The organism is Ferrovum myxofaciens (genome assembly GCF_013181415.1).
Taxonomy (GTDB): domain Bacteria; phylum Pseudomonadota; class Gammaproteobacteria; order Burkholderiales; family Ferrovaceae; genus Ferrovum; species Ferrovum myxofaciens.
The window spans coordinates 958,989-981,959 of the sequence record NZ_CP053676.1 but is presented as its reverse complement, the minus strand read 5'-3'; the positions used below and the strand labels follow the sequence as shown (position 1 = coordinate 981,959).

General features: G+C 58.6%; 21 protein-coding genes. 16 read left to right on the top strand and 5 right to left on the bottom strand.

Annotated features, from left to right (window positions below):
* Positions 1-4 precede the first annotated feature (4 nt).
* Positions 5-1,117, bottom strand: a complete 1,113-nt coding sequence (locus HO274_RS04730) for a YheT family hydrolase (RefSeq protein WP_273121817.1) — start codon at positions 1,115-1,117, stop codon at positions 5-7.
* On the opposite strand from HO274_RS04730, the gene alr reads away from it, so the two are divergent.
* The 8 genes from alr (at position 1,111) to HO274_RS04690 (ending at position 8,380) form a co-directional block, all read left to right on the top strand.
* On the top strand, positions 1,111-2,184 hold the full coding sequence (gene alr, locus HO274_RS04725; RefSeq protein WP_273121815.1) for an alanine racemase: 1,074 nt from the start codon (positions 1,111-1,113) through the stop codon (positions 2,182-2,184). The two genes, HO274_RS04730 and alr, sit on opposite strands and share 7 nt — an antisense overlap.
* 76 nt (positions 2,185-2,260) lie before the next feature.
* Positions 2,261-3,241, top strand: a complete 981-nt coding sequence (locus HO274_RS04720; protein WP_273121813.1) for a TadA family conjugal transfer-associated ATPase — start codon at positions 2,261-2,263, stop codon at positions 3,239-3,241.
* Complete coding sequence (locus HO274_RS04715; protein WP_273121811.1) at positions 3,216-3,566, top strand: TrbC/VirB2 family type IV secretion system protein; 351 nt, start codon at positions 3,216-3,218, stop codon at positions 3,564-3,566. The genes HO274_RS04720 and HO274_RS04715 overlap by 26 nt, the downstream gene beginning before the upstream one ends.
* Complete coding sequence (locus HO274_RS04710) at positions 3,566-3,883, top strand: VirB3 family type IV secretion system protein (protein ID WP_031596872.1); 318 nt, start codon at positions 3,566-3,568, stop codon at positions 3,881-3,883. Before HO274_RS04715 ends, HO274_RS04710 begins: the two co-directional genes overlap by 1 nt.
* The gene (locus tag HO274_RS04705; RefSeq protein ID WP_273121809.1) at positions 3,877-6,330 is read left to right on the top strand and encodes a VirB4 family type IV secretion system protein; all 2,454 of its coding nucleotides are present in this window, start codon (positions 3,877-3,879) and stop codon (positions 6,328-6,330) included. Before HO274_RS04710 ends, HO274_RS04705 begins: the two co-directional genes overlap by 7 nt.
* Positions 6,327-7,106, top strand: coding sequence for a TrbJ/VirB5 family protein (locus HO274_RS04700; RefSeq protein WP_031596874.1), 780 nt, complete (start codon positions 6,327-6,329; stop codon positions 7,104-7,106). The genes HO274_RS04705 and HO274_RS04700 overlap by 4 nt, the downstream gene beginning before the upstream one ends.
* A gap of 6 nt (positions 7,107-7,112) precedes the next feature.
* A complete protein-coding gene (locus tag HO274_RS04695) occupies positions 7,113-8,123 on the top strand; it encodes a type IV secretion system protein (protein ID WP_031596875.1) in 1,011 nt (336 codons plus the stop codon).
* Positions 8,120-8,380: a hypothetical protein gene (locus HO274_RS04690; RefSeq protein WP_031596876.1), complete on the top strand. Its 261-nt coding sequence runs from the start codon at positions 8,120-8,122 to the stop codon at positions 8,378-8,380. The genes HO274_RS04695 and HO274_RS04690 overlap by 4 nt, the downstream gene beginning before the upstream one ends.
* Here HO274_RS04690 and waaF read toward each other — a convergent pair.
* Genes waaF through HO274_RS04675 form a run of 3 tightly spaced genes read right to left on the bottom strand, consistent with a single transcriptional unit; the run spans position 8,377 to position 10,502 of the window.
* A complete protein-coding gene (waaF, locus tag HO274_RS04685) occupies positions 8,377-9,381 on the bottom strand; it encodes a lipopolysaccharide heptosyltransferase II (RefSeq protein ID WP_273121806.1) in 1,005 nt (334 codons plus the stop codon). The two genes, HO274_RS04690 and waaF, sit on opposite strands and share 4 nt — an antisense overlap.
* Complete coding sequence (locus tag HO274_RS04680) at positions 9,378-9,572, bottom strand: zinc-finger domain-containing protein (RefSeq protein ID WP_031596878.1); 195 nt, start codon at positions 9,570-9,572, stop codon at positions 9,378-9,380. The genes waaF and HO274_RS04680 overlap by 4 nt, the downstream gene beginning before the upstream one ends.
* Before the next feature lie 3 nt (positions 9,573-9,575).
* On the bottom strand, positions 9,576-10,502 hold the full coding sequence (locus HO274_RS04675; protein ID WP_273121804.1) for a branched-chain amino acid transaminase: 927 nt from the start codon (positions 10,500-10,502) through the stop codon (positions 9,576-9,578).
* 76 nt (positions 10,503-10,578) lie between these two features.
* Here HO274_RS04675 and HO274_RS04670 point away from each other — a divergent pair, with 76 nt between their 5' ends.
* The 7 genes from HO274_RS04670 to tilS are packed head-to-tail and all read left to right on the top strand — an operon-like array spanning position 10,579 to position 20,885.
* Complete coding sequence (locus HO274_RS04670) at positions 10,579-14,823, top strand: YhdP family phospholipid transporter (protein WP_273121803.1); 4,245 nt, start codon at positions 10,579-10,581, stop codon at positions 14,821-14,823.
* A gap of 29 nt (positions 14,824-14,852) precedes the next feature.
* Entirely contained in the window at positions 14,853-15,746 is an 894-nt protein-coding gene (locus tag HO274_RS04665; RefSeq protein ID WP_197456359.1) for a carbon-nitrogen hydrolase family protein, read from the top strand.
* A gap of 53 nt (positions 15,747-15,799) precedes the next feature.
* Positions 15,800-17,239, top strand: coding sequence for a metalloprotease TldD (gene tldD, locus HO274_RS04660; RefSeq protein ID WP_273121802.1), 1,440 nt, complete (start codon positions 15,800-15,802; stop codon positions 17,237-17,239).
* A gap of 57 nt (positions 17,240-17,296) precedes the next feature.
* Positions 17,297-18,367 carry a 3-deoxy-7-phosphoheptulonate synthase gene (locus HO274_RS04655; protein ID WP_150112406.1) on the top strand — a complete coding sequence of 357 codons (1,071 nt, stop codon included), beginning with the start codon at positions 17,297-17,299 and terminating at the stop codon, positions 18,365-18,367.
* A gap of 3 nt (positions 18,368-18,370) precedes the next feature.
* Positions 18,371-18,946: a DUF4337 domain-containing protein gene (locus HO274_RS04650; protein ID WP_031596886.1), complete on the top strand. Its 576-nt coding sequence runs from the start codon at positions 18,371-18,373 to the stop codon at positions 18,944-18,946.
* Positions 18,947-18,955: 9 nt separating this feature from the next.
* The gene (locus tag HO274_RS04645) at positions 18,956-19,918 is read left to right on the top strand and encodes an acetyl-CoA carboxylase carboxyltransferase subunit alpha (protein WP_031596887.1); all 963 of its coding nucleotides are present in this window, start codon (positions 18,956-18,958) and stop codon (positions 19,916-19,918) included.
* Entirely contained in the window at positions 19,893-20,885 is a 993-nt protein-coding gene (tilS, locus tag HO274_RS04640) for a tRNA lysidine(34) synthetase TilS (protein WP_273121798.1), read from the top strand. The genes HO274_RS04645 and tilS overlap by 26 nt, the downstream gene beginning before the upstream one ends.
* A 195-nt stretch (positions 20,886-21,080) precedes the next feature.
* Here the strand turns inward: tilS and HO274_RS04635 are convergent, their stop codons facing one another.
* Positions 21,081-22,340 (bottom strand): integrase catalytic domain-containing protein, encoded by a 1,260-nt coding sequence (locus HO274_RS04635; RefSeq protein WP_273121796.1) that lies wholly within the window; start codon positions 22,338-22,340, stop codon positions 21,081-21,083.
* Between the two features lie 194 nt (positions 22,341-22,534).
* On the opposite strand from HO274_RS04635, the gene ndk reads away from it, so the two are divergent.
* Positions 22,535-22,960: a nucleoside-diphosphate kinase gene (ndk, locus tag HO274_RS04630; protein ID WP_031596889.1), complete on the top strand. Its 426-nt coding sequence runs from the start codon at positions 22,535-22,537 to the stop codon at positions 22,958-22,960.
* The last annotated feature ends 11 nt before the right edge of the window (positions 22,961-22,971 follow it).

Genomic DNA, 22,971 nt, shown 5'->3' with positions numbered 1-22,971 from the left:
AGGCTCATTCTGAGGGATTGTGACCGTTCTGTGAAGGGGGTAGAAAAGGGCGCAAATAATTCAGCAGGTGGGCGGGCATCCAGTCCGCTCTGGGCGGCAGGATCCCGGAAATGAATCCCACATGCCCCCCCCGGGCCTGGAAATCCAGCGTGACATCCGGCGGCAAGGCATGACGGGAAGGCAGTGCGTGGGGGGGCATGAAGGGATCGTCCCGCGCCTGCAGAAGCAGCGTGGGGCAGCGGATATGCGGCAACAGGGGCAGGCAACTGCTGCGTTTCCAATAGTCGCTGGCATCGCGAAAGCCATGCAGGGGGGCCATGCAATGGTCATCGAACTGACGCAGGGTACGTGCCGCCAGGGTTGCTTCGAGATCGAAGGACCCAGGGAATTGCGCATGTTTGGCCCGGGCCTTGGCTTTCAGGGTGGTCAGGAAATGACGGCCGTAGAACCGGTTCAGGCCCCGTGTCAAATGGTCGCCCACGCTGGTCAGATCAAAGGGAGTGGCCACGGCCACGCAGCGGTGGACCCATGGGCTGGCCCGGTCGCCCTGTTCTCCCAGCCATTTTAGAAGCATGTTGCCCCCCAGGGAAAACCCCGCTGCATAACGTGGCGTGTGGGGGTATTCGGTATGAATGCGCTGGAGAATCCAGTGGATTTCCGGGCTGTCTCCGGCATGGTAGAGACGGGGGCGAATATTGAGAAGAGAGCCACAGGCACGGAAATTAGGAGCCACCACACTCCATCCGAGGGCCTGTGCGGCATTGGCCAGGGCACGGATATAGGTTGATTCTGCACTGCCTTCCAGACCATGAAAGAGGGTCAGGACGGGCTGGTCCGGAGCGCCGCTGAGACGTTCGATCTGGAGGGTGTCCCCATCCGGGCTGGCCCAGATTTCCTGCCGCCAAAGAGGGCGGGGGACCGATACCCAACGGGCTCCGCAAACGGTCTGGACATGGGGGTTGCGGAGCCAGAAGGAAGGGGAAAAGGGGGAAGGAAAGAACTGGGCAGGAGAAAGATGCATCATGACGACCTGAGGGCGCTTAATGATAACCCTCAGAGTATACGTGGTGAGAACCGGCGAAAGGAAGGGAATTGGGGTAAAGTGCGCGAATGTCACGTCCTACCTCCATTCATGTCAATCTGGAACGTCTGTGCGAAAACTTTCGCTGCGCGCGACGTCTTCATGGAGGGTCCCTGCTGGCGGTGGTCAAGGCCAACGCCTATGGTCATGGCGCGGTGACCTGTGCCCGGGCCCTGGCTCCCCAGGCCGAGGGTTTTGCGGTGGCAACCCTGGAAGAGGGCGCGGAACTGCGCGCTGCAGGCATCACGCAACCCGTCGTTTTGCTGGAAGGCATTTTTTCTGCCGCAGACCTGGAGCAGGTTCGGCATCAAGCCCTGACGGCAGTCCTGCATCAACCCTGGCAGGTGCAACTCCAGTTGGAGCAGGAGGTCCCTCCAGTGGGCGGATTCTGGCTCAAGTTCGACAGCGGAATGCACCGTCTGGGGCTGAATGAATCCGATTTGCGTCGGGCGACGGACCAGTTGCGGCGCAAATTCCCTGGAGTGGCGGTCACGGTCATGACTCATTTTGCCCATGCCGATGGGGTAAATCCAGGGGTGCTGGATCCGGCGCTGACCCTTTTTCGTCAGGCGACTCAAGCCCTGTCGGTTCAAACCAGTCTGGCCAATTCCGGTGCCATTCTGGGCTATCCGGAAGCCCGGGGCGATTGGGGACGCCCTGGACTGATGCTCTATGGCCTCGATCCTGCCGCTCCCGGACAGCCGGTGCGGGCCGGACTTCGTCCCGTCATGTCCTTGCGTTCCCGGATCATGGTCGAGCGTTGGGTAAAAACGGGCGACAGTGTGGGCTATGGCGGACTGTTTCAGGCACGTCGCCCTTCCCGTATCGGGGTCATTCCCTGTGGTTATGCCGACGGTTATCCCCGCACGGCTCCCCAGGGGACGTGGGTGGGCGCAGGGGAGGACTTCGTGCCTCTGGCAGGACGGGTGTCCATGGACATGCTCACTGTGGACTTGACCGATGCCCCTCGGGTCACGGTGGGAACGGAAGTGGAGCTGTGGGGGGATCAGGTTTCGATCAGTACCCTGGCCCACTGTTGTGGCACGCTGGCCTATGAACTGGTGTGCAGGGCGCAACGTGCAGTGCGTTGCACAGAAGGTTAAATACTTCCTCGGAACAGAGGGACTCCAGGTCGTTTCTCCGCAAAGTCAGTGAATTCTGTTGCCCTATGATAGGGGCATGTGGAACGAACCTTCCTATCTCGAATCCCTGCTGGATGACGCCCTGGGCGACCTCTCCCGGTTGCTGGAGGAGTCGGATATCCGTGAGGTGATGGTCAATGCTCCAGATGACGTCTGGGTGGAACGGGCCGGGCAACTGGAGCCGGCGCCCCTTCGCTTCAGCGCAGCGGCCACGCGCACCGTGATTCATGTGTTGGCGGCCTTGTCCGCTCGTACCGAAGGCTTTGAACATACGCGCCCCTTGCTCGACATGGGCTTCCGCGACTGGCGTATTTCAGCGGTGCTTCCTCCGGTGGCGGTACAGGGTCCTGCACTCTGTCTGCGCAAGCATGGAGGGCGAATTTTCCCTCTCCAGCAGTTTACGGAAGGCGTTTCCACAGGAAGCGAAACGACTCCCCCGGTTTTTGAAATACCCCGTCAACCCGATGTCCATGGCCAATTGCTGCATTGGATTCGGGAGAGAAAAAATCTGCTGGTCAGTGGCGGTACCGGAACCGGAAAAACTGCTTTGCTCAATGCTCTGATTGCCCAGATTCCAGAAACCCAACGCCTGGTGGTGATCGAAGATACACGGGAACTCCGGGTGGAGCATCCCAACCGAGTAATTTTCGAAGCCCATCCTGCCGCTGGCGTCACCCTGCGCGATCTGGTGCGTCAAGCCCTGCGTTTTCGTCCGGATCGAATCATCATCGGCGAAGTGCGGGGCGCGGAGGCCTTTGATCTGTTACAGGCGATGAATACGGGGCATGAGGGGTGTCTGGGTACGCTCCACGCCAACAGCGCCGAGGAAGCCCTGCACCGTCTCGTTCAACTGGTATTGCAGGCGGGTATGGGCTGGACGGAAGAGGCCATTGCGCGACAGGTAGGACGAACCATCGGGGGCATCATCCAGTTGGGGCGGGTAGAAGGACGGCGGCGGATCGATCACATTCAACGAGTGGAGGGGTATGAGCATGGACGATATCAGGGTTACCCATAATTGGGCGAGGAATCGGCGGATCAAGGGATATGTTCAAGGGGTGCTCTGCGGACTCCTGTGCGCGGCGCCTCTGGCCATGGCGGTGTATACCCCCATGCCCTGGGAGGGTCCCATCTGTATGGTGGCCAGCAGTTTGAAAGGGCAGGTGGCGGTGGTGTTGTCCGTGGTGGCCACCATCATGATCGGGATCATGTTCATGTATGCGGAAACGGGAGGCGTGGTGGCGCGCATTGCCAGTTGGTTGCTGGGCATGTCCTGTGCGCTCTCCGTGGTCAGTATCATTACGGCCCTGTTCCCTGGGGTGGTGATGCCTGGGTGTCTGTAATGAGCACTTCCTGCCGTCGGTCTCCTTGCCATCGGTGTTTGTGGGAACCCTTGCTGATCGGAGGGGTGGAAAAACCGTTTGCCATCGTCAACGCCACCCTGGCCATTGCGCTGGTGGGAGATCTGCATTTTTATGGCTGGTTGCTCGTGGCGGCGCTTTTTCACGGAGTGATGCGACACCTGACGGCCAGTGACCCCTTTTTGCGTCAGATCTATGCCCGTTACAATTGGCAGGCTGACCGGTATGTTCCCTGGCCTCCTGTATCCGGTTTGCGGGGAAGGCGCCCTGTGGGGTGGGGCAGGGGTCTGGCATGTTGAACGTGGGATCTCTCGCCAGAAAAAACCGGGAGCGGGGTCTGGCTGAAATCCTGCCCTGGCTGATCCAACTTTCCCCTGGGGTGGTATTGAACAAGGATGGCGGGTTGCTGGCCTGTTTTTCCCTGCGCGGTTTGTGTGCAGAAAACCATGATTCCCACACCCTTGATCAGGCGGCGGAGGATCTGGAGCAGGCGCTACACGGGCTGGAAGGTCGCTGTACTCTCTGGTGTACGGTTTTGCGCCGTCCGGTGACGCCGTTTCAGCCCGGTCTCTTTACCCAGGAAGCCAGTCAATGTATCGACAGGATTTACGGGGAAGGACTGGCTCGCCATCATCATCTGGCGAATCGTCACTATCTGTCCGTGTTATGGGCTGCGCCGAAAACGGGGGCATCGCTTTTGCAAAGGGCGTATCTCTGGGTCCGAAGTCTGGGCCATGGTCGGGTACGAACCCGGGAATGGGAACAGTTGCAACAGCGCCAGAAACAGTTCGAGGAAATCCTCGTCCAGTTCATGCAAGCGGTTCCAGCGCTGGGCGCGCAGCGTCTGGAGGGCACTGCCCTGCTGCGGTTTTTGCAGGAAATGTGCAGTCCTTCTGCGCCCGGTGACTTGTCCCTGGCGCTCCCGCAGGGCGCTTATCTGGATGGGGCTCTGGGGGAAGATGAGGTGGTGGTGGGCGCAGAATATCTGCGTTGTACCAGTATCCACGGTGTGCGGTACGGTGCCGCACTGACCCTCAAGGCCTGGCCCGATCATACGTTTCCGGGCATGCTGGACAGTCTTCTCGAAGTGCCCGCCAGTGTGACCTTGTCTCAGGTTTTTCGTTTGGTGGACAAGGACCAGGCCCAGCGTTACATCAAGAATGTCCAGCGGTTCCATCTCAATCTCCAGAAGTCGCTTTTCAGTTATGTGCGTGAGGCCCTCTCCGGCGAGGAGAGCGTGGTGCGCGATACCGGACGGGCGGTTTCCGCTGCAGAGGCGCGTCAGGCATTGACGGACATGACAGCTCAACGCCGTCTTTACGGCTATGTCAATGTAACCGTTTTGGTGTGGAGTCCCACCCCCGATACCTTGGACGAGGCTGTGACCCAGGTAGCCCAGGCCATTCGGGGGGAAGGGTTTCTGGTTTTGCGGGAGCGGCTCCATCTCAATTCGGCCTGGTCTGGAACCTTGCCCGGACAATGGGGCGAATTGGTGCGATGGCATTTCATCAGCAGCAGCAACTGGGCGGATTTGTTTGCTTTGCGTACCGTACCGGGCGGGCAACAGGAGAACGTCTACCTGACCCAGCAACGGGGGATTTTTTCTCCTGCCTTGACGGTATTCCGTACGCGTTTTGGCGGTCCCTATGCATTCAACCTGCACCAGCAGGATCTGGCTCATACTTTCGTGGTGGGACCCTCCCGGGCGGGTAAATCGGTCTGGGTCAACTTCGTGATCAGTCAGTTTCAAAGGTATGCACCGGTGCATACGGTTATCTTTGACAAGGATCGCTCTTGCCGCATTCCTGCCCTGTTGCAGGGCGGGCGTTGTTTCGAGGTGGCCCAACAGGGGATGAGACTGAACCCCTTGAAAGGGATTCGGGACCCGGCGGAGCGGCTCTGGTTGTTGGGCTGGCTGGAGGGGTTGCTGAGTGCGCGCGGGCATCACTTGAGTTCCCCGGAACAACGGGTGCTACGCCAGGCACTGGAGGATCTCAGCCTCCGTGCCCCGGAACTGCATCGTCTGCGCAGTCTCAGCGGACTATTGCCCCGTCTTCTGGTGGAGGAACTGGAGCCCTGGCTGGCGGGAGGTCAATGGGGCGGGTATTTCGATCATGAAGACGACGACCTGCAGTGGGCTTCCCTAACCTGTTTCGAGATGGGGGAAGTGTTGCGCCATCCTGTGCTGGCCCGCTCTTTTCTGGAATACGCCTTTCGTCGCATCGATCAACGCTTCGCCCAACACGCGGGTATTCCCACACTGATCTACATCGAGGAAGCCTGGTTCATGCTGGCAGACCCATTTTTTGCCGGACGCATTCGTGACTGGCTGAAAACTCTGCCCAAAAAAATGGGTTTTGTCATTCTTGCCACCCAGTCTCTGGACGATCTGTCCGGATCGCAGATCTTTGCAACCATCGCCGACAACGTGCCGACCCGCATCTTTTTGCCCAATGCCCAGGCTCAGGTGCACCGGGAACTGTATCGGCACCAGTTCGGCTTGCTCGAAAGCCAGATCGATCTGTTGGCGCGGGCCCGCCCCAAGCGACATTATCTGCTTCATACCCCTCGGGAATGCGTCCTGCTCGAGGCCACCTTCGATGCGGACCTGTTGGCATGGCTACGTTCCGATGTCCAGGCCCAGCGTCTGTTCGATCGGCATGTACGCATCGGGGAGCAGGGAGTGGAAGGGCGGGAAGCATATTTTCAGGCGTTGGCACAGGAAGAGGGGGTAAAGCGTTCATGAGAGGATGGGTGGGGGGAATGGTGGGGTTGCTCTGGACGGGATCGCTCCAGGCCATGGGAATGGTGGTCTACGACCCCATCAACCATATCGAAACGGCCCTGACTGCCGCCAATGCCGTTCAGCAAACGGCCCAGCAGGTTCAGGCGTATCTGATTCAATTGCAGCAATTCGCGGCGCAAATGCAGAATTTGCAAACCTTGCCCCAGGCCGTGCTGGCGCAGGTAATGTTGCCCTATACCCAGCAGAGTGCGATGGCCCAGTCCCTGGCCCAGACACTGGCTTTAACAGGGCAACAGATCACTTCCCTGCAACAGACCCTGCTCGATCAGTCCCGTCAGATGAACGCGCTCCAGTTGACGCCCCAGGACTATCTGACCCGCGAAATCCAGTGGTCCCAGACTCAGGGGGCCGGACTGGGGGTGACCCTGCAGGGTGAAGTGGGTGTCCTGCAGGGGCTTTCCGGTTCCTATGCACAACTGCAGCAATTACAGGGACAGATCGGGACGACGGGGGGGATGCAACAGAGTTTTCAGACGGTGAATCAGCATCTCAACCTGTTGGCGGGACAGAATGCCCAATTGATGGGATTGATCGCCAGCGCACAGGCCAATGTTTCTGCTCAGCAGCAACAGGATGCCCTGGTGGATACAGCGGCGGCACAGACAGTGCAGCAACGTCTGCAGAATGACCACCTCAAAATCCGGCAATGGCACAATCAGTTGCAACAGAATGAAAATGGCCTGGGATGGGGAATCCTGACGGCGCCCGGACCCTGACGGGCCATGTTGTCTCTCGACCCCTCTCTCATTGACCAGATGGCCACAGCGCTTCTGGAGGGCGGACGTCAATTGCACGTCCGGATGAGTGGCGTGGCAGACAGTCTGTATGGTTCCTTGCTGGTTTTGACCTTCTCCTGGTCAACGGTGAACCTGTTGATCGAGTCGAGTGTGGGCGAGAGTTTGGGGGCAGTGTTGACGCACTTGATCCGCTTTATTTTTTTGGCGGGATTCACGCGCTGGTTTCTGGATTCCTATGATTTTGTCTTCTATGACGGTCTGTATCAGGGGTGCGTGACCCTCACCAGTGCCATTGCCGGACCGCAGGGACAAAGTCAGGGGTTTGCCACGGCCTGGAGCGTATTTGCCGATCTTATCGGGACGATCTGGGATGGGATGGTGTCCAGTCCCGGGCGCTATCTGGCGGGCGCCACCCCGTTGTCGAGCGCTTTCTGGACGGCTCTGGGCGGCTGGATGATCACCATGGCCTTTCTTTTCGTGGCCCTCTGTGTGTTTACCGTGGCACTGACTCTGGTGGCGGTGATTCATATCATGGGAAATTCCCTGGCAGGTCTGGCGCTGGCCCTCGGCCCGTTTTTCATTCCCTGGCTGTTGTGGGACAGTACCCGTGAATTATGTCTGGGGTGGATCCGTTTTCTCTTCGTTGCCTGTTTTTACCAGGTGGTGGCGGTGACGGTTCTGGTCATGGCCAAGCCGGTATTCATCCTGATCCAGCAATGGATGACGGCCCAATCCGGAGTCTGGACGCAGGCATCTCCAGCAGACAGTATGGCGCTGGCGCTGCTTCTGGTGGTCACCGCCAGCATTCTTGCCCATCTCATGAGTCACGTTCCTCAGATCGCGGCAGCCTTGATCGGGCACGGGCGGGTGGATACCGGCTTCGCCGGACAGACCCAGCGCTTCGTGCAGACCCGGATGGATCGGACCAATGACTGGCTGGCTCGGCAGATCAAAAGTTATGGCAAGGCGGAAGTGGAAAAGACCAAATCTTCATGAAACTGCGGCCCTACTTACTGACGGACCGGGAATGGAAACACCTGTGGATGGGGTTGCTCGAGCGGGCAGACTGGCCTGCGGAAACCCGGCGGGATTATCCTGCGCCAGAAGGATTGCGCCAGTGCTTTCGGGGCCAGTGTGCCTGGGTGCTGGCCATGGAAGCCTATGACCATCCTCTGCGCACGGCATTCGGGTTGGCCCTGGCGGTGGGCGAAGGCGTGCGCTGGGGCGGAGAAATATTGGGGCGTTGGTTTTAAGTCGGGTCAGGGAAGGATGCCAGGACCTGTTCCGGACCCAGAAGATTGAGACAATTCAGGTGCACCAGGGGGCAGGTGCGCTGGAAACAGGGGCTACAGGGCAACCCCAGACGCAAGACCCGGGCCTGTGCGCTGAGGGGAGGGGTGAACTGGGGGTTGGAAGAACCAAACAGGGCGACCAGAGGGCGCCCCAGGGCGGCAGCGACGTGCATCAAGCCGGAGTCGTTGGTCACCACCCGTTGTGCCAGGGCCATCAGGTCCACAGCCTCCTCCAGCGCGGTGATGCCGCAGAGATTCTGCACAGGGGCGGGGACCAGACGGACAATCTCTGCGCCTACCGGATGATCCTTGGCGGAACCCAGGATCCATATTTGCCAGCCCTGGGACATCCACTGTCGGGCGACCTGGGCAAAATGAGCTGCGGGCCAACGCTTGGCCGGGCCATATTCGGCACCGGGGCAGAGGATGGCGATGGGGTGGGCGCGGGATAAGTTCAGTCGTTCCAGGGTCCGGGATTGGCTCTCCGGATCCATGACCAGACGGGGATGGGGCAGAGGTTCGGGGCATTGGCCCTGCGGGTTGGCCAAAGACAGGAAGCGCTGCATCATGAGCGGCAGACGTTCGGGATTAAGGCGGCGCGCATCGTTCAGCAGCCAATGGCGCTGCTCTCCGATAAAACCGGTGCGTCGTGGAATTTTTGCAAACCAGGGGACCAGTGCCGATTTCCAGGAATTGGGCAGGACGATGGCTTGATCAAATCCCTCGGATCGCAGCGTGCGCCCCAGTCGCCAGCGCCCTGGCAGGTCCAGGCGGCCATGGGGGAACGGATGGTCGAGGAGGGCATCCACCTCGGGCATGCGCCGTAACACTCCATGGGTCCAACGGGGCCCCATCACCGTCAGGTGTACCTCTGGAGAAGTTGCGCGCAGGGCAGAGAAAAGGGGTTGAGCCAGGACGGCGTCGCCCACCCAGGCGGCGCCGACGATCAGGATTCGCTTCAATGGGCGGCAGGAGCCGGACCGCTCAGTTCATAGACCGTGCCGCAATAGGGACAGGCCATCCGTCCGGTGCGCGCCACATCCAGAAAAACGCGGGGATGGGCGTTCCACAGCGCATCCCTGGGCGGAGGGCAGTGGAAGGGAAGGTCGGCAGCGGTGATCTGTACCGGGGGACGGGTGGGCGAGGTGCTCATGCATTAGTCTCCAAGAAAGGTCAGCCAGTCCCGGTGCGAGGGCGCACGACCCTTGACGCAATCGAAATAGGCGGACTGTAATTTTTCTGTCAGGGGACCGCGGGTTCCTTGTCCAATGACCCGGCGGTCGATTTCGCGGATTGGGGTGACTTCGGCGGCCGTCCCGGTGAAAAAAACTTCGTCGGCCGTATAGAGTTCATCCCGGGAAATTCGCCGTTCCAGTACGGTGATTCCCATTTCCTGTGCCAGTTGAATGATGCTGTCCCGTGTGATCCCTTCCAGAGCGCTGGACAGGTCAGGGGTATACAGGACCCCGCGCTTGACCATGAACAGGTTTTCTCCGGAACCTTCGGCCACGAATCCTTCCACGTCGAGGAGCAGGGCTTCGTCGTAGCCATCAGCGGTGGCTTCATTGTTGGCCAGGATTGAATTCATGTAATTGCCGCTGGCCTTGGCCTTGCACAGGGTGATGTTGGGATGGTGGCGGGTGTAGGACGAGACCTTGACCCGAATGCCCTGCTGCAAGGCTTCTTCGCCCAGATAGGCGCCCCAGGGCCAGGCAGCAATGGCGACATGGGTTTTGGCCCCCCGGGGGGAGACCCCCATTTTTTCCGAACCCAAGTAGACCAATGGGCGGATATACCCCTCTTTCAGGTGGTTTTGGGCAACGACCTGACATTGGGCTTCCATCAGGGTTTCCAGCGTAAAGGGCACAGGGATTTGCAGGATATGGGCTGAACGGAGCAAGCGTTCGGTATGTTCGCGCAGACGAAAGAGTGCCGTTCCTTCTGCTGTCTGGTAGGCCCGTACCCCCTCGAAAACCGCCATGCCATAGTGCAGGGAATGGGTGAGAACGTGGGTATTGGCAGTACGCCAAGGGATATATTGACCATCTAGCCAGAGGGTACCATCCCGGTCGGACATGGACATGAAAATGACTCCTGACACTGTAAAAGTATTCATTCTATCGGATGTCTTCTCCCGGCTCCAGAGGGACTGCTTTATAATGCGTCTCATGATCAGTCATCGGGCTTTACTTTACCATTCCCGCCGCGCTCTGCTTTGGTTGACGGTGGGGGTAGTCCTGCTATGCCTGCTTGCCTGGGGGGGGATGCAGTGGATCGTGTTGCATGACGTGGGGCGTTTTCGGCCTCAAGCCATGGCCCTGCTCACCAATGCCACAGGAAATCGGGTGGAAGTGGGGCGGCTTTCCGCGGGGGCATTCCACTGGATGCCCACCTTGGTGCTGGATCGTGTCGTCGTGTTTACGCCGCAAAACCAGCCTGGGATCACCATCAAACGGGTGCAGGCGCGCATCAATGTGCTGGATTTCCTGCGCGGTCAGGTGAATTTCGATCACTTGCAAATCGAGGAACCCCACCTGACTTTACGCCGCAGCCCGGAGGGACAGATGTTTCTGTCGGGGATTCTTTTGCCCTCGCCCGGACAAGGTCCCAGTCCCTTTCTCGAATGGTTGACACGGCAGGGGCAGATTCATGTCAGCGGCGGTGAACTGGTTTGGCAGGATGACCTTCGCCAAGCTCCCCCTCTGCGCCTGCAGAATATCCAGTTGGATTTGAGCAATGGCGGCGGCGTGCATCGCTGGGAAGTGACCGTGACGCCGCCCCACGACCTTGCCAGTCCGCTCCACATGGAGGGCCGGGTCCGTGGAATGGATCTGGGGCGTTGGTCGGATTGGCAGGGACGAGTACAACTGGATGCCGTCCGGGTGGACTGGGTTGCCCTCTTGCCTTGGGTGGAAGTATTGAACGGGGTTCAGCAGGCGCGGGGGGGGCTGCATGTGGTGGGCGAACTGACTCCGGCACACGGTTGGGATCTGCATTCCGATCTGGATTTGCATCCTCTGGTCTGGCATATTCCGGGTGCGGAACAATCCCTTCTGGTCAATCGGTTACAGGGGGAACTGACGATGCGCTGGCAGGGTGGTGTGCGCGCCTGGGCGCTGCATCAAGTCCGGTTGAGTGGGCCCTCCTTCGTGCATTGGGTGCGTCCTCTGGAGGTGAGTTTTCATACGGAGGGCGAGAACAATCAGATGGAGGCTTCCTGGGTGGATCTGGCGGTGCTGCACCCCTTTGTCAAGGTGTTGCCCCTCACCCCTCAGCAACAAAAAATCTGGCAAGATCTGTCCCCCAGCGGAGAGTTGGAAGGCCTTCGTCTCACTTGGAAAGAAGGCGGAGTCCTCTCCGATTCCCTGGGATTCCAGGGAACCTTGCATCACGTGTCGGTGCATGCCTGGCATGGCTTGCCTGCCCTGCAGGCCTTTTCCGGGCAGATAACCGGTGATGCGCGGGGCGGACAGGTCAAGGGAACGGGGTTGGGCGCTCAGTGGGACCTGCCTGATCTGTTCGTGGCCCCCCTCAAGGTGAATTCCTTTCGGGTGGATACCCAATGGCAGCGTCAGAAGGACCACCTGACCCTGACGATCCAGCAATTGCAGGTGAGCAATGATGATTTGGCCGGTGCGGTGGAAGGCAGTCTCGAAATGGGCCCTCAAGGGCCTGGGCAGGCTCATCTGAGCGGCAGTTTGACCCATGCGCGACCGGATGCGGTATGGCAGTATCTGCCGCGGATGATCCCCCCTCCGACGCGCCTCTGGCTTCATCAGGCGCTGCAGGGAGGTGAAGCCAATCCGGTGCGGTTTTCTGTGGCCGGTGATCTGTCCCGTTTCCCCTTCGTGGGGGATCAGGGCGGTACTTTTCGGGTGGACGCCCAACTTCATGACGTCAACCTGCACTTCGATCCGGCTTGGCCGGCCCTCACCCATTTGGATGGAACGCTTCAGATCCGGGGGGGCGAATTGCTCGTGCTGACCCAGTCAGGGGAAGTGCTCGGCACGCACCTCGGTGCCGTACAGGCCCGTCTTCCCGATATGACGGCACAAAATTCCGGGTTGACGATTTCGGGTCAGGCGCAGGGACCGGTGTCCGCCGGTTTGACTTTTATCCAGCGCAGTCCTCTGAATGCCCTGCTCGACCGGGCTCTGGAGGGTTGGTCAGGAAAAGGGGAGGGGCACTTGATCCTGCAACTGGAGATTCCCTTGGACCAGCCTGAAAAAACCAAGGTCCTGGGAGATTACGAATTTCTGGGAGCGGATCTGACGGAAGGGACGTTGGGTATCCCCCCCTTGACGAGAGTTAGAGGACATCTCCTTTTTACCGAAGGAGATCTGAATTCCCGGGATTTGACGGCTCGTGTTCTGGGGGGGGCTGCGGCGCTGGCGTTTCGTACGGACAAGCGCGGGGTCCTGCATCTCAAAGCCAGTGGACAGGGCGACTGGTCTCGGTTACAGGCCGTGTATGACGAGCCCATTCTGAAAGATGTGACGGGGCAGGAACCCTGGCAGGGAGAGTTTGCCTTTGGTCATGGAGGGGTGGACGCACAACTTCAGACGCAGGGAAACTATCTGGGGGAACCCTTTGCTTTTCAACTTTCCTCCAAACCCGATCAGGGGGTTGACCTGAAATTTGTAGGATCGACTTCTCGGAAAGCACTCCGGCGGCATTTCTCCCCATTCTGGACTCAGGGTCTGGAAGGGCCGGTGAATTGGGAAGGCCATGTGCGTCTGCACGACAAACATGTGCGTGCCGAGGTGCGGGGCGATGCCCTGTGGTTGGGGGGGCGCACCACCTTTGTGGCGATCCGGGGCATTCATCATACCCTGCGGGCTTCCTTCGCCGGACATATCGAGGCGACTGCCCTGAAAAAATGGACGGCCCTGGCTCCACTGGAGGCCTTGCAAGGAAAAACCGACTGGTCGGGACGGCTGGAAAAGAAAGAAAACGAAGATCCTCAACTGTGGATCAATACCTCTTTGGAGGGGATGGCGCTGAATCTTCCACAACCGTTGCAGAAGGATGCGGCAACGGCTCGACCTCTGGAAATCCATGCCCAACTGTTTGGGGCGGGACGGGAAGTGGAGGGGCGTCTGGGGGACCAACTGGCTTTTCAGGCGCTGTATCGTGCCACGAAAACAGAACCAGAAGCGGGAGAGACCTGGCAACTGGAGCGGGGACGGTTGTGGCTGGGAAAAGCGGGAACCCATCTTCCTCTGGACCCTGGTTTTTCCGTGGAGGGAGCCTGGCCCTTGCTGGATCTGGGAGCTTGGCAGCGTTATCTGGACCGTTGGAGCCAGAAAGCGGGGGCGGCTCCGATCAGCGAGAGCAAAGTGGGTCATGTCAATGTGACGTTTGGGACCGTGTCCTGGGCCGGACGACTCTGGCCGGACGTGGGCATCGACGCACGGGTCGAAGGAAAACAGTGGCTGATCCGGACCCGGGGGCGTAGTATAGCCGGGGATTTGATCAGGGTGCAGGGGGAACCGGGACGTTTGGAGGGGCATTTGGTCCATCTCGTCATTCCAGCGAGTTCTCATCCTGATGCCCCCGCCGGGGCAGAAAATCATACTCCGGCGCTGGCCGCACAGATGCCCACCATGGACCTGCAGGTGGAGCATCTGACCCTGCCGGGAGGTTTGGAGGGGCATGCCCATCTGGTGGGCACTCAGGAGGGCGCAGGGGTCTGGCATCTGCAGACCCTGACGCTGGTTTCTCAGGAAACCCAGATACAGATGGAGGGGGTCTGGCAAGATCAGCCCAAGCCGCAAAACCACTACCAATGGGACGTCAAAACAGAGGATTTGGGAAATTTTCTGACCGGATTGGGGTATCCCGGACTGGTGGCTCGTGGGAATGGTGAGGGACATGGGCATATCCAATGGCCCGGCGCGCTGGAAGACTTCAGTTTGACGGGGGTGTCGGGGCATGCGTCCCTGAATCTCAAAGACGGGCAATTCTCCAAAGTGCAAACGGGGGGGCTGGGTCGTCTGATCAGTTTGTTCAGCCTGCAAACCTTGCCACGCCGAATCACCCTGGATTTCAACGATGTCTTTTCGGCGGGGTTTGCCTTTGATCATCTGACCGCAGACCTCGCTCTGGACCATTCCCGGCTGGATACGCGAGATTTCGAAATGGCCGGGCCCGCAGCCCACGTCAAGTTGTTTGGGAAGGTGGATCTGGCCAATGAAACCAGCGATCTGACTGCCCAGGTGGCTCCGTCGGTAGAGGACAGTGTGACTTTGGCTTCCACCGTGGTGGGGGGGCCGGTGGTGGGTGCGGCTTCCTGGGTGTTGCAAAAGATTCTGGGTAACCCCTTTGATCAGGCGTTAAGTTATGCCTACACGATTCAAGGACCTTGGGACGATCCTCGGATACAATCCGTGGGTCATCCTTAGAATGACATGTTTGTCCATAGGGAGAATGAATGATGAAGCGGATTCTTGAGGTGGCGGGAGAGTCCATCGATTCCGGGTTTGGCAAAGCGCGTCCCCTGCCGGGCAGTTTTCGGGTGGCGGCGTTACAGATGGCTTCGGGGCCCCATCTTGATGCCAACCTGTGTGAGGCAGAGCGGCTGATCAAGATGGCGGCCGACGCTGGGGCCTCTCTGGTGGCTTTGCCCGAGTTTTTTGCCTTGATGGGGATGCGGGATTCGGACAAAATCGCCATTGCAGAACCCTTTGGGCGGGGATCGGTCCAGGAATTTTTGGCGCGCAGCGCACGGCGCTTCGGAGTCTGGCTTGTGGGTGGAACGGTTCCGCTCAAGGGGCATGACGACCGGCGCATCCGGAACAGTTGTCTGGTTTACGATACAGAGGGTCATTGTGTGGCACGCTACGACAAGATCCATTTGTTTGAGTTTCAACGGGCTCAGGAACGTTATGACGAGGCGCAAACCATCGAGCCGGGCGACGAGGTGGTGACCTTTGAGTCTCCTTTTGGCAAGATCGGGTTATCGGTCTGCTACGATCTGCGTTTTCCGGAACTGTACCGCGCCATGGGTGAAGTGGACCTGATTTTCATTCCGTCGGCCTTCACGGAAACCACCGGACGGGCTCATTGGGAACCCCTGGTGCGGGCTCGTGCCATCGAGAATTTGGCCTACGTGGTGGCTCCGGCCCAGGGCGGCTACCATATGAACGGACGAGAAACCCATGGAGCCAGCATGATCGTCGATCCCTGGGGCGTGGTTCTGGATCAGTTGCCCCGGGGTTCGGGGGTGGTGATGGCAGGCGTCAATCCCGTCCATCAGGCGGATCTGCGCAGTCAGTTGCCTGCCTTGTCCCGACGCCGGATTCCCTGGGAAAAAGGATTGGTTTGATTTTATGGTGGCACCGCATTTCATCTCGTACAGGAATATTTAGGATTATGTCCATGGACCCCATTTCCATTGCTAAAGCAACTTTGCTGGCACCGTTCGCCCTTGAAGAAGAAGATTTGTCCCGTACCCTGGGTTCGATGCTGACCCACGACGTGGATTATGCCGATCTGTATTTTCAGTATTCCCGTTCTGAGGGCTGGAGTCTGGAGGAGGGCGCGGTCAAGTCGGGTTCCTTCCATATCGAGCAGGGGGTGGGCATTCGTGCCATCAGCGGAGAAAAGACCGCTTTTGCCTATTCCGATGACATTCACGGTGAAGCACTGCAACAGGCGGCTCGAGCCACGCGGGCCATCGGACGTTCCGGTCAGGAGGCAACCTGCCCCCTATTGCGGGCAAAACCACACCCGGCGGCACCCCTCTATGCCCCCCAGGATCCTTTGTCGACCTTGCCTGACGAAGCCAAGGTACGGCTTCTGGAGCGTTTGGAGGGGATGGCGCGCCGGATCGATCCCCGTGTTGTCCAGGTCATGGCTTCCCTGGCAGGGGAATACGAAGTGGTATTGGTGGCGCGCAGTGATGGGGGATTCCAGGCTGACGTTCGTCCTCTGGTGCGGGTTTCCCTGCAGGTGATCGCCGAGCAGGGGGGGGTGCGTGAACAGGGATCGGCGGGGGGAGGAGGGCGTTGTGGCTACGATTATTTCAGTGACACCCTTCTGGAAGGGTACGCCCATCAAGCCGTGCAGCAGGCTCTGCTCAATCTGGAAGCCCGCCCCGCGCCGGCGGGCACCATGACGGTGGTCCTGGGCTCGGGTTGGCCGGGAATTCTCCTGCATGAGGCCATTGGGCACGGATTGGAAGGGGATTTCAACCGCAAGGGAACCTCGGCATTCAGTGGGCGAATCGGTCAACGGGTGGCGGCGGCAGGGGTGACGGTGGTGGATGACGGGACCTTGCCGGGGCGACGGGGTTCCCTGCAGTGGGATGACGAAGGTCAGCCGGGACAATGTACCCCGTTGATCGAGGATGGGATATTGCGGGGGTATCTGCAAGATGGTTTGAATGCCCGGTTGATGAAGATGGCGCCCACCGGAAACGGACGACGGGAGTCTTTTGCCCATCTGCCTCTGCCGCGCATGACCAATACCTATATGCGCAATGGAAATCGTCCGCCCGAGGAGATCATTGCCTCCATGGACCGGGGAATCTATGCGGTGAATTTTGGCGGTGGGCAAGTGGACATCACCAGTGGCAAATTTGTTTTTTCCATGTCCGAGGCCTGGTGGGTGGAAAACGGGAAATGCCTGTACCCGGTCAAAGGCGCAACCTTGATTGGAAATGGACCGGATGTGCTCACCCGGGTCTCCATGATTGGTCATGATCTGGCTCTGGATCCGGGGGTGGGGGTTTGTGGCAAAGAGGGACAGAGCGTTCCCGTGGGCGTTGGTCAACCGACCTTGCGCATCGATGGTCTGACGGTGGGTGGGACGATCTGACCCCCCCTTTGGTAGAATGTTGCTTTTGGCCAGTCGGGAATTCGGGAAATGAAGGATATTTTGCCAGAGAATGACGATGTAAGGGTTCAGGGCATCGAGGAATTGGTGACCCCGGATAAGGTGTTGCAGGAGACCCCCAGCACCACCGCTGCTGGCCAGCTGGTCTTCGATACCCGTCAGCAGATCCATTGCATTCTCCATGGGGTGGATGACCGCCTGCTGGTGATCGTGGGGCCCTGTTCAATTCATGATCCAAAGGCCGCACTGGAATATGCCCAGGGGTTGATCCCCCTGATTCAGCACTGGAAGCAGGAATTGCTCCTCGTGATGCGGGTGTATTTCGAGAAGCCGCGCACCACGGTGGGGTGGAAGGGGTTGATCAACGACCCCGCACTGGATGGCAGTTTCAAGATCAATGAAGGGTTGCGGGTGGCCCGTCGTCTGTTGTTGACCATCAATGAAATGGGGGTTCCCGCCGGAACTGAATTTCTGGATTTGATCACTCCGCAGTATCTGGCGGATTTGATCAGTTGGGGGGCCATCGGGGCGCGTACCACGGAAAGTCAGGTGCATCGTGAGCTGGCTTCGGGGTTGTCCTGTCCCGTGGGGTTCAAGAATGGAACCGATGGAAATCTGCGGATCGCAGTGGATGCCATTCGGGCGGCTCAGCAGCCCCATCATTTTCTGTCGGTGACTAAGGCGGGGCGTTCGGCCATTGTGGCGACGCGAGGAAACGAAGATTGTCACGTGATTCTGCGGGGCGGAAAATTGCCCAATTATCAGGCACACCATGTGGAGGAGGCTGCCAGCCAGTTGGCTCAGGAAGGGTTGAGCGCGCGTATCATGATCGATCTCAGTCATGCCAACAGCGCCAAAAACCCGGAAAATCAGGTACAAGTGGGGCACGATGTGGCGCTGCAGTTGCGTCAGGGCGAACAACGCATCATGGGGGTCATGATCGAGAGTCACTTGCGCGCAGGACGTCAAGATCTGATTCCGGGGAAACCGTTGACCTACGGTCAGAGTATTACCGATGGATGTTTGGCCATGCCACAAACCGCGCACATTCTGGAAGAACTGGGCATGGCCGTGCGGGCCCGGCGAGCCCGGGAAAACGAGGAGGAATGAACGATGGAAGATGAATTTCATGTTCATGGTGCCCATGAACACGAAGTGGAACATGCGGCCACCCATGGGCAGGGAGGAACGGTGGCGCTGGCCCAGCAGGTGGCAATTTTCACGGCGATTCTGGCGGCGATTGGTGCGGTGGTGAGTTATCTGGGCGGGAATACGCAGAATGAATCGCTCATGCACAAGAATGAAGCAGTACTCTACAAAGCCCATGCCAGTGACCAGTGGAGTTTCTATCAGGCCAAAAGTACCAAGGCGCATCTGATGACTTTGGCGTCCCAACTGGCCCCGGAAGACAAGCGGCAGGGTTATGCCCAGGATTTGAAGCGTTATGAGACGGAAAAGAAGGAGATCAAGGCACGGGCCGAGGCTTTTGAGGCACAATCCCGATACGAGAACGAGTTGGCCGACAAGTATTTTCATCCACACCATGCTCTGGCGCTGGCCATGACTTTCATACAAATTGCCATCGCCCTGGCCTCGGTGACTGCGCTGACGCAGCGGCGCTGGTTGCTCTGGCCCGCCGGTCTGGGCGCGTTGGTGGGCTGTGGGCTGGCAGTTTGGGCTTATCTCTAAGGACAGGTAATGAAAACGGTATTTCTGGAATTTGAACAACCCATTGGAGAATTGGAAGCCAAAATCGAGGAACTGCGTTTCATGCAGGAAGATTCGGCGGTGGATATCTCCCAGGAAATCGAACGGTTGCAAAAAAAGAGTCAGACCCTGACCAAGGATATCTATGCGGGCCTCAAGGCTTGGCAGGTGGCGCAGGTGGCCCGCCACAGTCAGCGCCCCTACACTCTGGATTACATTGAGGCGCTGTTTACGGGGTTTGAAGAGTTGCATGGCGACCGGAGTTTTTCCGATGATCCGGCCATCGTCTGTGGGGTGGCCCGTTTTGGTGAACGCCCTGTGGTGGTGATTGGTCATCAAAAGGGGCGCGATACCAAGGACCGCATCTACCGGAATTTTGGGCAGGCTCGCCCGGAGGGTTACCGGAAGGCACTGCGTTTGATGCGTCTGGCGGAGAAGTTCCACTTGCCGATTTTTACCTTTATCGATACGCCCGGCGCTTATCCGGGGATTGGTGCCGAGGAAAGGGGGCAGTCGGAGGCCATTGGGCGCAATTTGCTGGAAATGGCGGCCCTGCAGACGCCGATCCTCTGTACGGTGATTGGGGAAGGAGGGTCGGGCGGTGCATTGGCGGTGGGGGTAGGGGATGCCACCCTGATGCTTCAGTACGGAATCTATTCGGTGATTTCTCCAGAGGGTTGTGCTGCCATCCTGTGGAAAACGCCGGAAAAAACCAGCGATGCAGCGGAAGCTCTGGGCATTACTTCCGCCCGTCTAAAATCGCTGGGTCTGGTGGATAAAGTGGTGGCAGAACCGCTGGGGGGGGCGCACCGGGATCCCGTGACCATGATGCAGAACCTGCGTCGTGCCCTGCAGGATACCTTGAAGTCCCTGGATGCCTTGACCCTGGATGAATTGTTGGCGCGACGTTATGATCGTCTCATGGGGTATGGAAAGTTCAAGGAAAACCACTGATTCTCTGTCCCAGCAGGTGTCCCGACAGTTGACCGGATTCCTGCAACCGGGGCACCGTTTGGTGGTGGCCCTGAGTGGCGGACTGGATTCGGTCGTGTTGCTGCATGTACTGCGCGGACTCCGGTCTGACCTGGACTTTCGTTTGAGTGCGGTGCACGTCAATCATCAACTTCAATCTGCCGCCAATGACTGGGCGGCGTTCTGTGCACGGTTATGCCGACAGTGGCAAATCCCCTGCGCGGAATTTGTCGTGACGGTGATCCGGCAGGGGGGGGAAAGCCTGGAGGCGGTGGCCCGTGCCCGGCGTTATGAAGTCCTTGCCCGTCAGGAGGCAGAGTGGGTGGCATTGGCCCATCACCAGGACGATCAGGCGGAAACCGTCTTGTTGCAGTTGCTGCGGGGTGCCGGACTGCCGGGGTTGCAGGCCATGCCCGCGCAGCGTTTGCTGGCCCCGGAGGGACCCTGTCTGGTGCGCCCTTTGTTGGGGGTTTCCCGCGCCGTCTTGCACCGTTACGCCGTGGCGCAGGATCTGGAATGGGTCGAGGACCCCTCCAATCGAGATCCACGGCATGCGCGGAATTTTTTGCGCCAACGCGTGGGTCCCTTGCTGGATGAGGCTTTTCCGGCCTGGCGCGCCACGTTGAGTCGGAGTGCGCGCCATCTGGCACAGGCGCAGGCAGTCCTTGAGGACCTGTCCGCCCAGGATGGGCAGCAGGTTTCCGATGAGCAGGGTTTGAAGGTCGCGGCATTGCACTCCCTGACGGAGGCTCGTGCGCTCCATCTCCTGCGCTGGTGGATTCGGCAACAGGGGGCACCGGCCTGCTCGGAACGGCGTTTGCAGGAGATTTTGCGCCAGGGCAAGGCGCGGTCCGATCACCACCCGGAAATTCATTGGGCCGGTTGGACCTTGGTGCGACGTCAAGGGTACTGGAGAATTTCGCCACCAGTAGGGCAGGATTCTTCCTGATTCCTCCGGGGGGGCAGTAGTATTTTCCAATTCAGGTATGAGCCTGAAGCAGTGACGGACTTGGTGATTTGATAGTGCGGGTTGGTCGGGTTTAAAAGTTAAGTTTAATGGAATTATGCTAATCGGTTTTGAGTTTATTTTCTAATGATTTTAGCCTCAAGAATTGGTGCTTTTTCGGTGTCGTTTTCCGATCAGTTACGCCCGGCGTTTTTGTTTTTGAAAGCTTGCAAATAATTCACTCTTGGCGCGTTGCATTTCCTGTGCCGCCGCCAAGTCTGTTTTGGACTTCGCCTGCGCCTGCAATGCGTCCAGAGTGATGCCCTCTTTGAGCGTGACTAAATCCTTCACACTTAACAGCACCAAGCATTCCAGCGGGGTCTTCACATCCTCGTCTTTATAGCGTTTGATGATCTTGCCCTTGGGGCTGATGATCTCGGTCGCAAACATGCACGGGCGGTGAAAATTGAGCCATGGATTAAACGTTTCCTGATAGAACGCATTGATGGGTTGAGCGTACTTTTGGGGGATATGTTCGAAGCCCATGTGCTTGCGCACCACACTGGCATTCTTGCTCTCGGCCAGCGCGTTATCGTTGCTGTGGCGCGAGCGTGATTTGGTTTGCTCGATCCGCAGTTTCTCAAGGATCGCAGCCACCGGGCCATTGATGTACTCAGAGCCGTTGTCCGAGTGGAACCCTCTAATTACAAAAGGAAACTGTTCGATGACCAGTTCCAGTACGGGTAACAAAAATGCCTCGCTAATACCCTGCACGCACGCCTCGACTTGCCATTGGCTCACAGAGTCAACGCAGGTGATGTGATACACGCCCTTGATGCCGTCAAGATCGCCCTGGTGGACGGTGTCGATACGCACAAAACCGACTCTCCCGTTGGGGCGTGGCACTTTGCGTACACCGATGTGATTGCACACCGGATTAGTCTTGGCGAAAACTACCCGCAAGGCTTGATAGCCCGTGCTTTTGCGCAGGTTGTACAGGTGCGAAACCGACAGGCCGACCAGCCGCTCATAGCGCGCGTCGCCATAGACGCCGTAAGCGCGCTGCAAGAGGTGCGCAATGGCCGGGCCGCACACGTCTTCATTGGCCTTGTCCATCTCGGCGAGCAGCGCGATATCGATAGCCGTGTATTTGCGCGCAAAGGGGGCAGCAGGCGCACGGTAGCGTTTGGACAGGGGTACGGTAGCCAAACGGTTTGTGTGCCACTGGGTGACCAAGCGGGTGACTTGCGCGCGGCTGTAGCCGCTGGTGACTTGCAGGTACTTCAGCAGCACACCTTTCTCTCGCTTACCCTGCCCGGGATAGTCAAAGCGCTTGAGCACGCGGCTGATGTGTTCATAGCGTTCGCTGTCGTCACCAGACTTGGTGAATTCAACCTGGAGGCAGCCACTGAGAAATTGCTCAATCTGCTCAATCGTGCAAAGCCGTGTTTCGTTCATGTTGATCATCATCCTTGCAATGATCAACCCACTTCTTCAATCGACCTCAGATTATTCGCTTCAGGCTCATTCCTCGTTGGAAATACAGCCATCCTTCAGGCTCATACCACATTGGATAAGGCTGCAGTCTGCGTTTTCTTCGGGCCCATGATAGAATGGAAAGGTTTTTACCCTATACTTTTTTGGAGCCCCGCATGTCCCTCGAGAGAACCCTGTCTATTTTGAAACCAGACGCCGTTGCCAAGAACGTGATCGGTGAGATTTATTCTCGCTTTGAAAAGGCCGGTCTCAAGGTGATTGCTGCCCGTATGGCCTGGCTGTCCCAAAGTGAAGCTGAAGGTTTTTATGCCGTCCACCGCGAACGTCCTTTTTTTAAGGATCTGGTTTCGTTCATGACTTCGGGACCGGTAATGATTCAGGTATTGGAAGGTGAGAATGCGGTCCTCACCCATCGGGATCTGATGGGTGCCACCGATCCCAAAAAAGCGGCTCCAGGCACGATTCGTGCGGATTTTGCTGAAAGCATCGATGCTAATGCCGTCCATGGTTCTGATGGTGCGGAGACTGCTGCGGTTGAAATCGCTTACTTTTTCCCGTCCTCCCAGATTCATTCCCGTTGATTTGATGAACG

What these genes read in the sequence shown, in the direction of transcription:
- HO274_RS04670 (WP_273121803.1), top strand. Translation starts at nt 10,579, where the DNA reads ATGCGTCTCATGATCAGTCATCGGGCTTTACTTTACCATTCCCGCCGC.
- HO274_RS04650 (WP_031596886.1), top strand. Translation starts at nt 18,371, where the DNA reads ATGGAAGATGAATTTCATGTTCATGGTGCCCATGAACACGAAGTGGAA.
- HO274_RS04690 (WP_031596876.1), top strand. Translation starts at nt 8,120, where the DNA reads ATGAAACTGCGGCCCTACTTACTGACGGACCGGGAATGGAAACACCTG.
- HO274_RS04710 (WP_031596872.1), top strand. Translation starts at nt 3,566, where the DNA reads ATGAGCACTTCCTGCCGTCGGTCTCCTTGCCATCGGTGTTTGTGGGAA.
- HO274_RS04695 (WP_031596875.1), top strand. Translation starts at nt 7,113, where the DNA reads ATGTTGTCTCTCGACCCCTCTCTCATTGACCAGATGGCCACAGCGCTT.
- HO274_RS04635 (WP_273121796.1), bottom strand. Translation starts at nt 22,340, where the DNA reads ATGAACGAAACACGGCTTTGCACGATTGAGCAGATTGAGCAATTTCTC.
- alr (WP_273121815.1), top strand. Translation starts at nt 1,111, where the DNA reads ATGTCACGTCCTACCTCCATTCATGTCAATCTGGAACGTCTGTGCGAA.
- HO274_RS04645 (WP_031596887.1), top strand. Translation starts at nt 18,956, where the DNA reads ATGAAAACGGTATTTCTGGAATTTGAACAACCCATTGGAGAATTGGAA.
- HO274_RS04680 (WP_031596878.1), bottom strand. Translation starts at nt 9,572, where the DNA reads ATGAGCACCTCGCCCACCCGTCCCCCGGTACAGATCACCGCTGCCGAC.
- HO274_RS04720 (WP_273121813.1), top strand. Translation starts at nt 2,261, where the DNA reads ATGTGGAACGAACCTTCCTATCTCGAATCCCTGCTGGATGACGCCCTG.
- HO274_RS04665 (WP_197456359.1), top strand. Translation starts at nt 14,853, where the DNA reads ATGATGAAGCGGATTCTTGAGGTGGCGGGAGAGTCCATCGATTCCGGG.
- ndk (WP_031596889.1), top strand. Translation starts at nt 22,535, where the DNA reads ATGTCCCTCGAGAGAACCCTGTCTATTTTGAAACCAGACGCCGTTGCC.
- HO274_RS04675 (WP_273121804.1), bottom strand. Translation starts at nt 10,502, where the DNA reads ATGTCCATGTCCGACCGGGATGGTACCCTCTGGCTAGATGGTCAATAT.
- HO274_RS04705 (WP_273121809.1), top strand. Translation starts at nt 3,877, where the DNA reads ATGTTGAACGTGGGATCTCTCGCCAGAAAAAACCGGGAGCGGGGTCTG.
- HO274_RS04700 (WP_031596874.1), top strand. Translation starts at nt 6,327, where the DNA reads ATGAGAGGATGGGTGGGGGGAATGGTGGGGTTGCTCTGGACGGGATCG.
- tldD (WP_273121802.1), top strand. Translation starts at nt 15,800, where the DNA reads ATGGACCCCATTTCCATTGCTAAAGCAACTTTGCTGGCACCGTTCGCC.
- HO274_RS04715 (WP_273121811.1), top strand. Translation starts at nt 3,216, where the DNA reads ATGGACGATATCAGGGTTACCCATAATTGGGCGAGGAATCGGCGGATC.
- tilS (WP_273121798.1), top strand. Translation starts at nt 19,893, where the DNA reads ATGGAAAGTTCAAGGAAAACCACTGATTCTCTGTCCCAGCAGGTGTCC.